At 59.0% G+C, this 12,954-nt stretch carries 6 protein-coding genes; 2 read left to right on the top strand and 4 right to left on the bottom strand.

The annotated features are described in order from the left end of the window. Positions 1–2: 2 nt before the first annotated feature. From MHY87_RS05115 to MHY87_RS05125, 3 genes are all read right to left on the bottom strand, one after another. Positions 3–1,493, bottom strand: coding sequence for a sensor domain-containing diguanylate cyclase (locus MHY87_RS05115; protein WP_239350060.1), 1,491 nt, complete (start codon positions 1,491–1,493; stop codon positions 3–5). A gap of 14 nt (positions 1,494–1,507) precedes the next feature. Then, positions 1,508–1,825 (bottom strand): quaternary ammonium compound efflux SMR transporter SugE, encoded by a 318-nt coding sequence (gene sugE, locus MHY87_RS05120; RefSeq protein ID WP_239350062.1) that lies wholly within the window; start codon positions 1,823–1,825, stop codon positions 1,508–1,510. 160 nt (positions 1,826–1,985) lie between these two features. Continuing rightward, positions 1,986–2,285, bottom strand: a complete 300-nt coding sequence (locus MHY87_RS05125) for a hypothetical protein (protein ID WP_239350064.1) — start codon at positions 2,283–2,285, stop codon at positions 1,986–1,988. A gap of 246 nt (positions 2,286–2,531) precedes the next feature. Here MHY87_RS05125 and MHY87_RS05130 point away from each other — a divergent pair, with 246 nt between their 5' ends. Together MHY87_RS05130 and MHY87_RS05135 are read left to right on the top strand one after the other, a co-directional pair. Next, complete coding sequence (locus tag MHY87_RS05130; RefSeq protein ID WP_239350066.1) at positions 2,532–5,288, top strand: autotransporter outer membrane beta-barrel domain-containing protein; 2,757 nt, start codon at positions 2,532–2,534, stop codon at positions 5,286–5,288. Between the two features lie 546 nt (positions 5,289–5,834). Further along, the gene (locus MHY87_RS05135) at positions 5,835–8,345 is read left to right on the top strand and encodes an autotransporter outer membrane beta-barrel domain-containing protein (RefSeq protein WP_239350068.1); all 2,511 of its coding nucleotides are present in this window, start codon (positions 5,835–5,837) and stop codon (positions 8,343–8,345) included. 55 nt (positions 8,346–8,400) lie between these two features. Here MHY87_RS05135 and MHY87_RS05140 read toward each other — a convergent pair whose 3' ends face one another. Then, a complete protein-coding gene (locus MHY87_RS05140; RefSeq protein ID WP_239350070.1) occupies positions 8,401–12,870 on the bottom strand; it encodes a cadherin domain-containing protein in 4,470 nt (1,489 codons plus the stop codon). Positions 12,871–12,954: the final 84 nt, after the last annotated feature.

Consider the following 12,954-nt stretch of genomic DNA (forward strand, 5'->3'; position numbering starts at 1 on the left):
GCTTATGCAGCCTGCGCGATGGCGACGCGGTTGCGGCCGCCTTGCTTGGCGCGGTAAAGCGCCTTGTCAGCCATGTGGATCAGATCGGCGGGACCGGTGTGGGACCGATTAAAGGCGGGCGATTGCGTCACGCTGCCGATGCTGATCGTGAGGATGTGGGATGGCGGGTTCGCCTGATGCTGAACGGCTAGTGCCTCGACACCTGCACGGATCGCCTCAGCGACTTTAGCGGCGTCCTCGTCATTCGTGTCCGGCAGCACGACGACGATTTCTTCGCCGCCGTAACGGGCCACGAAATCGCTGGGACGCCTCATGGCTTCCGCGATGACCTTTGCCACCTTGCGTAGGCAGTCGTCGCCTTGCTGATGCCCATAGAGATCGTTGTAGGCCTTGAACTGATCGACATCGATCAGGAAAAGCGAGAGCGGCGTTGCATCGCGCGAGGCGCGCAGCCATTCGGTTTCGAGCCGGCTGTCGAAGGTCCGGCGATTGGCAAGACCCGTCAGTCCGTCTGTCGTCGCAAGCACGGCGAGCTCAGCCTCCGCCTGCTCGCGGCGGCGCAATTCCCTGGCAAGCCTCCAGCCTAGAACAATGATGAGGACGACAAGCACGGCTACTCGGAGCGAGCGGATCTGGAATTCCACCATCCAGCTTCTCAACGCCTCCTGCTGGCTGACGGATGACAGGAGAACGACCGGATAGACATGATTTCGCTGATAGCCTGCGAGGCGCAAGACCCCATCGATGGGAGACACGTAAGCCCCCGATCCATACGGGCTGCCCGTCAGCAGCCATTCGGATGCGTCGGGTTTAAGGCCGATGGCGCGCTCGATGAAAGGATAGCGGGACAGGATCTTTCCATCCGCCGTGCTGATCATCACGATGGAGCCTTCGGAACCCACATCGATGCGGCTGAAGAAGTTTGCGAAGTAGCGGGGCGGAATGCTGATCTGCACCACACCGCCGAAACTGCCATCAGGCTTGTTAAGGCGGCGGGACAAGGTCAGCACCCTGTCGCCCCCGATCGGATCGTGAATGAGCGGGCCGAAGAACCACTTCCTGTCCAGGGAAGCGGCATGATGCCTGAAGAACGTATAATGCTGGGCATTGACCGTAGTGTGGCCGGGCAGAGAGCTGCTCAGGACGAATCCGTTCTCGCTGAAGACCGTAAGAGTCTTCAACGCCTGCAGGGTCTGGATGCGCTCGGAAAAGAACGCCTGCATTCCCGCCATGTCCTGAGGGGACGTTCCCTGCCGCTCGATCCGATCGACGATGTCGACCAGGATCGCATCGGCGAGATTGAATGTGTCCTCGGCGTGCTGCGTCAGCGATTTGGCGAGGTTCCTCATCTCGCCTTCGATGCGGGTGAATTCGTCCTGCCGCTCGGTCCAGTCTCTCCAGCCTTCGAGTCCAAGAATGATCAGGCAGATCAATGCCACGAAAATCTTGAGCCAGCGGGACGAGGAATAGGTCTTGCGTGGGGAGGAATGCATCGGTTCGGCTTTTCTCACGCAGCGGCGAATTTGAGGCCGAGAATGCCCACGACGATCAGCCCGATGCAGCCCAGGCGAAGCGCGGTGATAGGTTCGCCCAAAAGCACGATGCCGAGGATGGCGGTACCGACGGTTCCGATCCCGGTCCAGACTGCATAGCCTGTCCCGACGGGAAGCGTCTTCAGCGCGAGCCCGAGGAGCAGGACGCTGGCCACCATGCTGATAGCTGTCAGGACCGACGGCACCAGCCGCGTGAACCCATCGGTATATTTGAGCCCGATGGCCCACCCGATTTCCAGAAGACCTGCCAGTGTCAGATAAACCCACGCCATCCAGGTCTCACGTCACCATTCGGTGACACCCCTTTTCGAGATGATAACGCGAGGCCCCCCTTGCGTTCCTACAGATATACAAAACGCCTGCATGCGCCTCAATAGTGTCCGAGGTTGCAGAAATGCCCATGGAAGAGCGGGAGCAGGCCCTGTGCATGGATCAGTTCCCGACACTTTCCGATGGGCGCGCCGAGGGCTTTAAGGAGGCATAGGGATTGAAGGGCTCATAGATCTGGTGCTTCCAGGAATCCCCGCAATTGATGCAGATGGAGCGGATCATGTGATCACTCTGCTCCAGACGCTTGAGCAGCTTCTCCTGCCGCTTCTGGGCCTCGCTCTGCGCATCATAGCCCGAGGGGCGCACCGTGAGCTGCAAGCCCTGGGCCGCAGGAGCCGCTTCCTGGGCGAGCGCCTGGCTCGACAGGCCGGCGAGAATAGCAGCAATGAAGAAATGGCGCATCGGACTCCCCCGCAGCCGATTTGTTGATCTTAGACTGGACGCTACGCAACTCTATCCCGTCAAGAGCGAAAAGCTGGATCGAGACCATAGGAAGCAGCCCCCTCACAGAAACTGCGCAAAAGGTTCCGTTTCAAGGGAAAAATATTTTCCGCATTTAAGAAATAAAACCTCCATGTTTGGAGAGGTGGTAGGCGAAGTCCGCAGCCTAGATGGCAAAAGTCGAACGGAACCACAACGGGCTGAAGCATGATCTTTTTGAAGCGCGACCTGACCGGCACCCCATCTTCCTTCTCTTCCTCCATCGCCAGAACGGCAACCGCCACGTTTTCTATCACTCTCCTGTCAACGGTGGCATTTCACCAGCCGGCACAGGCGGGCTGTACGAGCACAGGTTCGACCGTCACCTGCTCGGGAACGACGACGGCCACAGATGCACCGATTGCGGAGGTGACGAGCGGAGGCAGCGTGGTCATTGAGGGCAGCGCTTCGGTCAGCGGCAAGGTTGGTTACGGAGTCGTCGGCGTCGGCAACGAGACCAGCCTCACCAATAACGGGACACTTTCCTCCAGCGGCGCCTCGCTCGATGCGATGGAAGTGCTTGGAGACCGGAACACCATCACCAACAACGGCAGCATCTCGACCGCCGGCAGTTCCGCCAGTGCGCTTCACGCTCTCGGAAACAGCAACACCCTTCTGAATACCGGAAGGATCGATACGACAACCGGCAGCGCGGCCTTGGGCTTGTTTGCCGAGGGCAATGAAAACAGGCTGACCAATAGCGGCACGGTCGTCACCGGAGGAAACGGCTCCGAGGGCCTCTCGGTCTATGGCAACGGAAATACGCTCACCAATGCCGGGGACATCGCAACCTCAGGCGCCGTAGCGAACGGGATCCGCGCCTATGGCAACAACAATGCCATTCTCAACACGGGAATCGTAACGACATCGGGCGTCGAAGGGCGTGGCATCAAGGTCGACGCAGGCACTGGCAATTCCATCGTCAACCGTGGAACCATCGATACATCGGGCGAGCGGGCCTATGGCGTCTGGGTCGCAAGCAAGGCAGGCGAGACGACGACAATCGTGAACGAAAGCGCCGGTATCATCCGTGCTTGGAATGACAAGGCTATTCAATCCGGCGCAGGCAATGAAAGCATCCAGAATTTCGGCGTACTGAGCACGTCGAGCGGCGGAGTAGCCATCGAGCTCGGTGCCGGCAACGACGCCCTTCTGATCGGCTCGACATCCCGCATAACAGGGGTCGTCGATGCAGGCGCGGATATGGATACCTTCACGCTGGGCGGCGCGATTGACGCATCTTTCGACGCAGCGCTGATCGGCGATGGCGCGCAATACCGCAACTTCGAGACTTACGAAAAGATCGGCACATCCACCTGGACCGTCACCGGAACCAACAACGACACCATGCCCTGGCATGTACGCGAGGGCGGCCTCATGGTGACGGGCACGATGGGCGGTTCGTCCATGATCGTTTATGACGGCGCGATACTCAGTGGTTCAGGTACCGTTGGCGGTATCGATGCGCGCTCCGGCAGCATCTTGTCGCCGGGTGCGAACGGCATCGGCTCGATGGCGGTTACGGGCAACGTGCTCATCGCCAATGGCACGACCTACAGGATCGATCTCAATGCATCGCAGGAGAGCGACCGCATCGTGGCCGAGGGAACCGCGAGCGTTCAGGGCGGAACGGTTCAGGTGAATGCCCTGCCGGGAGATTATACGCCCGGCAGCCGTTGGACCATTCTCACGGCCAAGGGCGGCGTCACGGGACAGTTCTCCGAAGTGACGACAAACCTCGCTTTCTTCAGGCCCGTGCTGAGCAAGGACGGGAAGAATATCTATCTCGGCCTCATGCGCATCGAGCGGCCGCTCCCTGTCGACCGACCCACGCCAAGACCCTTCGATCCGGTAACGGAGGATGAGCTTCCCTTCGCGCTCGATCAAACCTCAGGCGCGCCTATCGTCAGTGCCATGGGCACGATCCTCGTGCACGATGACCTGTTCCGATCCGCCGTGCTCTGCCGCCTGCGCTGCTCGGAAGGCTTGCCGGGTATCGTCGCGTCGGAATTCGTGACGGCGGGATATGCGGCGGACCTGCCCGGCAGGCCGGTGAACGCCACGCGGGTTCCGGTGTCGATTCCGCAGGCGACTCGCGACTGGACCATGTGGGCCAAGGCCATCGGCTCCTGGGGCTCCACTGACGCAACCCCGACATCCTACGCGCTGGATCGCAGCACGGCGGGTCTCGTGTTCGGTGTCGATAGCGGTTTCGGCACGCCATACCGTCTCGGCCTTGCGGCGGGATATTTCTCGACGGATCTGGATTTCGCCACGCTCGCATCCGGCGGCAACGTGGAAAGCCTCCATATCGGCGCCTATGGCTCAGCCGCCTTCGGTGCGTTCAATCTACGCGGCGGTGTGGCTTATGCTCACCACGACGTCGATATGGTCCGCACCATTCGCTTCACAGGCTTTTCCGGCACGAACCGTTCCGACAGTTCGGTGGATTCCGTCCAAGCTTTCGGTGAACTCGGCTACGAGATCATGCTCAGCGACCGAGTGATGCTGGAGCCGTTCGCAGGATTGGCGCATGTCCATGTGACGGGCCGCAATGTGTGGGAGGAAGGCTCGGATCTCGCCGTGTCGGGCGAGGTGCATTCCTTCGACACCACTTACTCGACGCTCGGTGCACGCCTCGTCGCCACCATGCCGACGGATGCCGGCACGATTACCTTCAAAGGGCTGCTCGGCTGGCGCCACGCCTTTGGCGATATCGTGCCCAAGGCGACGTTCTCATATGTGGGCGACGGACGCCCGTTCCTCGTCACAGGCGCCCCTATCGATAAAGACAGCCTCATCGTCGAGGCGGGTCTCAACTGGGAGGTGGCGAAGGATGTGACGTTGAACGTTTCATATTCCGGCGCCATGGGCGCGCGCGATCAGGAGCATACGGTGAGAGGCGGCTTCAACATCCGCTTCTGATGAAGGGTGGGGTTCCTCATGAAACGGGAGCCCCTGAAGAATCCTTCAGGGGCTCTTTCCGGGGGCGCGAAAGTGGGCGCCCTCAGATCTGCCGTAGAACACTCGGCGACGCTGTCCGCTGCCTTCCAAGAGAGAACGAGTGTGTATTTCCGCACATCGCGAGAGGATTTCATGCCCTTCTCGCGATGAATGCAGCTCTTAAAGGCAGCTATCTACATGTTCATGTAGGTGATGATTTTTTCTGCCGCCTAAATCGCCAAGCTCTTCATAATATGGATGGGCCGGCACATGACAGTTCTCACGCACAAGGCAGATGTCACAAAACCCTGCAGCAATACCCAGGCATTCAAGCCGTCAACGGCTCTGACAACCATTGCTATCCTTGTTCCGACATTCTTCTCCGCGTGGCTCGCCATGCCGCGCCCGGCGTTGGCGGCATGTGTGACGACGGGCAACAAGGTCGTATGCACAGGAAGCGTCCATACCAAGGACATGCCCGCTGCATATTACTTGTTCGATGACGGTACTGTCCTCAATGAAGGCGTCTTGACCACGGAGAACACCATCGGCGGAACTCGCAAAGGCCCTGCCGGCCTTTGGGGCAACGGCGATCGGATCTCTCTGACCAATAATGGCACAATCCGCATGCTAGGATCTGTCAGCGGCGAAGGCATGCTGCTCAGCGGGAATGACGGCAGCATCACGAACAACGGCACCGTGACGATGGACGGCGATTCTGGCGACGCCCTGTTCGCAATGGGCAATCGGAACACGCTTCTCAACAACGGGACGATTCATGGCGGCACGTGGTCTGCCGGGATAGCCGTTCAAGGCGACAACAATACCCTCACGAACAAAGGCGACATCTCTACGAGCGGGGACAAGGCCTGGGGTTTCCGCGCCTACGGCGACGGCAACACGCTGATCAACGACGGCACGGTCACCGCAAACGGCTCTATCATCGAAGGCATGCAGGTGAGAGGCGACAACAACACTCTGTTGAACACCGGCACGATCCAGGTAACGGGGCGTCAGGCGAGAGGCGTCTCGATTTTCGGCCCTGTTCCAGGTGATACCGCCAACACGAACACCCTCGTCAACCGCGGGGTAATCAAAGCCTCGGGCAAGGACGCTGCCGGCGTCAGCCTTGGCAACGGCGGCCGAATGACGGTCATCAATGAGGTCGGCGGCTTGATCGAAAGCGCGGAGGGCCGCGCAATCCAGTTCACGAACACCGACCCGGCCAACAGCAACGATCGCATCGAAAATCATGGACGTATCTCCAACCTGCGGGGGGGCGATGCAGTCGATCTCGGGAATGGTGACGACACTTTCCTGATCAGCTCCACATCCGTGATCGACGGCGCAATCGAGGCGGGTACGGGCTACGATACCTTCACCTTGAGCGGCAGCACCGATGGCCGGTTCGATCTCTCGCGAAGCGAGCTTCGGAACTTCGAGATGCACGAAAAGACCGGCAGCTCGACATGGACGATCAGTGGCACCAGCAATCGCATCATGCCTTGGCATGTGCGCGAGGGCGGCCTCATGGTGTCGGGCGTGATGGGCGGTTCGTCCATGACCGTTTACGATGGCGCTCTTCTGGGTGGCGACGGCACCGTCGGCGGCATCGATGCGCGCCCTGGCAGCATCCTGTCACCGGGCATGAACGGTATCGGCTCACTCGCCGTCACCGGCAACGTGCTTATCGCAGATGGCACGGTCTACAGGATCGATCTCAATGCATCGCAGGAGAGCGACCGTATCGTGGCCGGAGGCGCGGCGACTGTCCAAGGCGGCACAGTGCAGGTGAATGCTTTATCGGCCGCCTACACGCCCGGCAGCCGCTGGACCATTCTCACGGCTGAAGGCGGCGTCACGGGACAGTTCTCCGAAGTGACGACGAACCTCGTCTTCTTCAGGCCCGTGCTGAGCAAGGATGGCAAAAATATTTATCTGAGCCTTCCGCGCATTGATGAGCCTCGACCAGCGAACCCGGTTACCCCAGGCGGAGATCCGGTGTCTCCTGGAGACGATCCTGCGTCGCCTTCAATTCCCGATCCTGCACCGATGCCCACCGCTTTCGATGTGGGCACGATTCTCGTGCATGACGATCTCTTCCGCGCAGCCGTGCTCTGCCGCCTGCGCTGTTCGACCGGCGGACTGCCTTCGTTCATTGCTTCGGACATCACGGCGGCGGACGACGCCTCTTCGATGACCGGAGCAACGCAGCAGGTTCCACGCGATTGGGCCTTGTGGGCCAAGGCCATCGGCTCCTGGGGCTCGACCCAGGCGACACAGGCCTCACTGGCCGTGCAGCGCAGCACGGCAGGTCTGGTGTTCGGCGCGGATACGGGCTTCGGCACGCCCTATCGGCTTGGCATCGCCGGCGGCTACTTCTCGACAAGCCTTGACTATGGCCTGAGCAGCGCGAGCGGCCATGTGGAGAGCATGCATATCGGCCTCTATGGCTCCGCCGCTTTCGGCGCGCTCAATCTGCGCGGCGGTCTGGCTTATGCGCATCACGAAGTGGATACGTCTTTCACCACGCCCTATGCCTCGAACCGGTTCAGCAGTTCCCTGGATTCCTTCCAGGCATTCGGCGAGCTCGGCTATATGATCCCGATCAACGATCGCGTCATGGTCGAACCGTTTCTGGGGCTCGCGCATGTGCATGTCGCCGGTGGCGGCATCGCGGTGGAGGGCTTCGATACGGTTACGGGGCGCGTCGATTCATTCGACACCACCTATTCGACCCTAGGCGCACGCCTGATTGCCACAATGCCGACGGAGGCTGGCCTAATAACGTTCAAGGGGCTGCTCGGCTGGCGTCACGCCTTTGGTGATACTTTGCCCAAAGCCAGCTTCTCCCTTCCGGGAGATGAACGTCCGCTCTTCATGACGGGCATCCCCATAGACAAGGATAGCCTCGTGGTCGAGGCAGGCGTCAACTGGGAGGTCTCGAAGAACACGACCCTGAGCATCTCCTATACCGGCGCCATGGGCCGGCGCGATCAGGAGCATACCGTCAGAGGCGGCCTTACAATCAGGTTCTGATCATTGTGAAACGAAAACGCGGATCTCAAACGAGATCCGCGTTTCTCATGTTTGCTTAGATGGCGAAGAAGTCGTCGTGGGCGATTTTCTTGTTCCGGCCGATATTGGCGAACACCACCTGACCGCCCTTGCCGCTGCCGTTGGCATCGTACCACAGGTCGCCCGTCGTCTTGTCGTAGCCGACGAAGTCATTCTTGTCCTTCGCCTTGGCGCCGAGCACGAACGAGCCCTTGGCGAGCTTGCCCGCCTTGAGCGCCGTGAACACCTGGTTCTCGAGATGGATCACGTCATCCTTCGGATTCCAGTCCTTGATCAGGTCCTTGTTGGTCCGGGCGCTCGGCTTCGTGTTGAACACGAACGCGTCCTTGCCCGAGCCGCCATAGAGCACGTCGTTGCCGCCGCCGCCGTTGACGGTATCGTTGCCCGCGCCGCCCTTGATCGTGTTCTTGGCGTTATTGCCGAGAAGGCCGTTGGCCAGGTTGTTGCCGGTCAAGCTGATCGCCCCCTTGCCGGTGCCGACCAGGTGCTCCAGCGTCGCGCCGAGCGTGTAGCTGATCGCGCTGTAGACCAGATCCGTGCCGCCGTTCTTGGCCTCGACGATCACGTCGCCCTTGGTGTCGACATGGTAGATGTCGTTGCCCGACCCGCCGATCATCCGGTCCCGGCCGGACCCGCCGTTGAGCATGTCATTGCCCGACCCGCCATCGAGCGTGTCGTTGCCGCCTTCGCCATACAGTCTGTCGTCGCCTCCCAAGCCGCTGATCACGTTGGCGTGGTCGTTAGCCTCGATCGCGTTGTTGCCGGCATTACCCGTCAGGCGCACGGCACCGATGCCTGAGATGATCGTTTCGATGCCCTCGTGCGCCACGTAGTTCACGGTTGTGAGGACCGTATCGTCGCCGGAGATGTCGATGATGACGTCGCCGACATCATCCACATGGTAGACGTCGTCTCCAGCGCCGCCCACCATCGTGTCGGCACCGGCCTTCCCGTCGAGAATGTCGTCGCCGTCGCCGCTGACTAGGGAGTCGTTGCCGGGGGTGCCGTTGAACTGTTCGGGAGACACGTCGGTCACGGCGATGGTGAAGGTCTTTTGAGTGCTCAGGCCGCCTTCATCCGTGACCCGGATGGTGACAGTGTGAGCAGCCTGCGTCTCGTAGTCGAGCCGGGCGCCATGGGCCACTTTGAGTTCATCGCCATCGATTTCGAAGCGTCCGTCCGAGTTGCCCCAGGTGCCGTCGCCGCGCAGGATCTCATAGGTCAAGGAGCCACCTTCTGGATCGGTGGCCGATAGATCGCCGATTCTCGTGCCGGAGGCCGCATTCTCACGAACGGACCTGCCGACGAGGTCGAGAGAAGTCGGCGCTTCATTCGACTCTTCGGGCTCCTCAGATGTCGGAGGATCGATCATCAGCTCGACCTCAGTCGTGCGTTCGCCTGCATCGGTGAGGGTGATCTTCACGTTGCGTGAGGTGGAGATGGCACCGGCAATCGTCGTGTAAGTCAAAGCACGCAGCAGCTCCTGCACGCGCTCTGGAGTCGCGCTGGCGTTGAACTCGATAGAGAAAGAATAGCCGGTCGCGCCGATGCCTAGTGTCCCAATCGCTATCCCTTCTACTCTCACGATGCTGCCAGGCTTGAACCCGTCGGAAAGGGTGACCTTGCCCGATGTATCGATCCCTAGGCGGTCCGGCTGTTCGCCGGTCAGCATGACATCGACACTCATGCGCTTGAGAAGGCCATCGTCGACTGCAAGTGTTGCATTCCGACCTGCATCGAGAAATACACTCTTGCCTTCAATCATATGGACGCGGTCGCCATAGAGTTTGTCGACCACCGGGCTGTTGTGTTGCGAAGGAACGAGAGGACCGCCTGCCACGTTAGCCGCAAAGATTGTCTCGATACCCTGACGATGAAGGGCGAGCCTGTCTTCCGCGGACAGAACGACATCCGTCAGAAACAGAGTGTGCCCTACCTCTCCATAACCCTGGATGAGTTTGGCTGTGGCTAGATCGTTGGCCCGAATGGTCATAGGGCCTTGAAGAACGATGGATTTAAAGCCCGTGATTGTTTTATTGCGAAGATCGGCTCCCCCTGGCCTGTCTCCACGGATCACCAGGATATCATCCGCAGAGGGGCCGCCTCCTTCAATGACCTTGACGTCCAGCAAGTGATCGTCCGAGACATAAATGGTATCGATTTCCGTGGATCCGCGAATGGTTTCGATACCTTTCAGGACAGCCATATACCGAAGTTCGAACACCCCGCCGCCGCTCAACTGCAGGACATCGTTGCCGCCGCCGCCATCGAGTGTATCTCCAGAACCGATCTGATCGTTTGCGGCGACAAATTTTTCATCGGCGCCGGTGCCGACCATATTGTCATAGCCGATCGTCATCGCCTTATAGCCAGCGGGAGTGACGCTCACATCAATCTGTATGATGTCTTCGCGCCCACCCTTATCCGTGATGTTGATGAAGACCAGGTCTTCGACCGAGCGATAGGGGTCGGTGGATGTGTTGCTATAGGTCAATGCCCTGATGAGCTTCTCGATCTTGGCGCGGGGCGCACCCTCGATGAACTCGATATTCAAATACCATTGATCCGAATCCGGCTTGATGAGGCCGATGATCTCTCTATCGACGATGACTTGTCTACCAGCAGCCGTTTCTCCGCCGATGTAAATCTCACCTTCCGTCTCCTGGATGCCAAGTATGCTGTCGGCTACGGTATAGGAAGCCCAAACTTCCAAGCGGGCTATATCCATACCTTCCATGCCAAGGCTTGCATCCGAGTCTTGGTCGATGAGAATGGTCCCGCCTGGAGTTACATAAATTCTCCCCTCGTCGAGATTTTCCAGATTCGGCCTTACAGCGGATGTCGTGTAACCGCTCTTATCGGTGATCTTGTCGATTCCCCTCAGGAAGTAAGCCTCACGCTCTTCGTCGCTGAGGTTATCGCTCGTGATGATGAGGTGGTCATTCTGAGAGTTGTATCCATGAATGCGCGCAGCAGTCGCCAGGTTATCGACTGTGATCGTTTCCACATTCCAGTCGAGTTCGATCTTTTTAAAATTCTCGATCGTTTTTCCGCTGAGATCGATGGTCTTACCGATCAGAGACAGAATGTTGGAGCCACCACCGCCATCCAGGGTGAGAACGGAGGCTATCTGGCTTGCGCTTATAGCAATCGTATCACTGTCATCCGTGCCGCGAATGACTTCAATGCCGGTGAACTTGGAAAAATTCGTCAGCTTGAAGGTATTGCCGCTTCCGCTCTTCAGCTGGAGCGTGTCGCGTCCGGCGCTGCCGTCGAGCTTGTCGCCGATATTGATGCTGGCCGCATCCGCACTGAAGATTTCATTGGCATCGGCTTCGCCAACGATATTGTCGGCACCGTTAGTGAGTTCAATGGGAACTGCAACAGCGACCTCGACTTTGGACGACGAGTAACGGCCGCCCTTGTCTTCGAGTGCAATCTCGATCTCGAAGTTGGCGGCATAACCCGGCATCGTATGAGTGCTCTTGAAAGCAAGCGCATGAAGGAGCTTTTGGACAAGATCGGGCGCGGCAGAATCGTACAGATCGATTACAAGGCGCCAGCTCTTATAATTTGAGGCGATCCTGCCGATGGTCACGCCATCGACGACGATTTCGCTATCAATGCTCATTCCACCGCGAAGAGACACTTCCGTGTTCGGCACTATCAGAAATTCGCCGCCCCAAGGTATTCCGGCAAGAAAGACATCGGGGCAGGAGATGTACAGGGCATTCAGATCCGTATCGTTCGTGCCGACGGAAGCATTCAGGCCTTTGTCGAGGATAACCGTTTCACCACCGGCAATGCTGAAGCTGTCACCCTCGAAACCGTTCATCGTCGGTGCCGCATCGAAAGTCGCGCGTCCGCTTTTATCGGTGATCTTATCGATGCCCCTGTCGAAATAAGCCTTACGCTCCGCATCGCTCAGATCATGACTCGTGATGATCAGATGATCGTCGAGCGATGCATAGCCGTAAATGACTTCGGCGAGGGCAATATCGTCGGTGACGATCGTCGTTCCGTCCTCATGCATGAGGTCGACCCACTCGAACCCGGTGATGGTTTTCCCCACAAGATTATAGGACCAGTCCGTAAGCTGCAGAGAATCCTCGCCCTCACCCCCATCCAGCGTTAGGACATCCCGCATCTGATTAGACCCGATGAAGATCCAATCTTGCAGGTCAGATCCAAGGATGACCTCAACACTCTCGAACTTATTGAACTTGTAAATGTGATAGACATTGAAGGCGCCGGTCGTGGTCCCGGTCACCTGGAGCGTATCGATGCCGCCACCGCCGAGAATCTCGTCGCCATAGTCGATGTCTCCAGGATTCGCGGTGAAGATCTCGGCTTCATCCGTGCCGGCAATCTTGTCGAGCCCAGGCGTCAGCACCGTGATCGTCGCCGTCAGGCTCGGCAGGAACTCGCTTTCCGCAATGAGCTTCTTCGAGGCGGATAGCTTGGAGAACCGTAGGCTCTTAGACATCGGATAAAGGCCTTTGAAACAGGGCTGACGGGCTGTCAGGCGCGGAAGGTCTTTATTCTTAAAGAAACTTTATAATATTTCAAG

Origin of the sequence: Microvirga sp. ACRRW (assembly GCF_022346925.1) — a bacterium.
Lineage (GTDB): Bacteria > Pseudomonadota > Alphaproteobacteria > Rhizobiales > Beijerinckiaceae > Microvirga.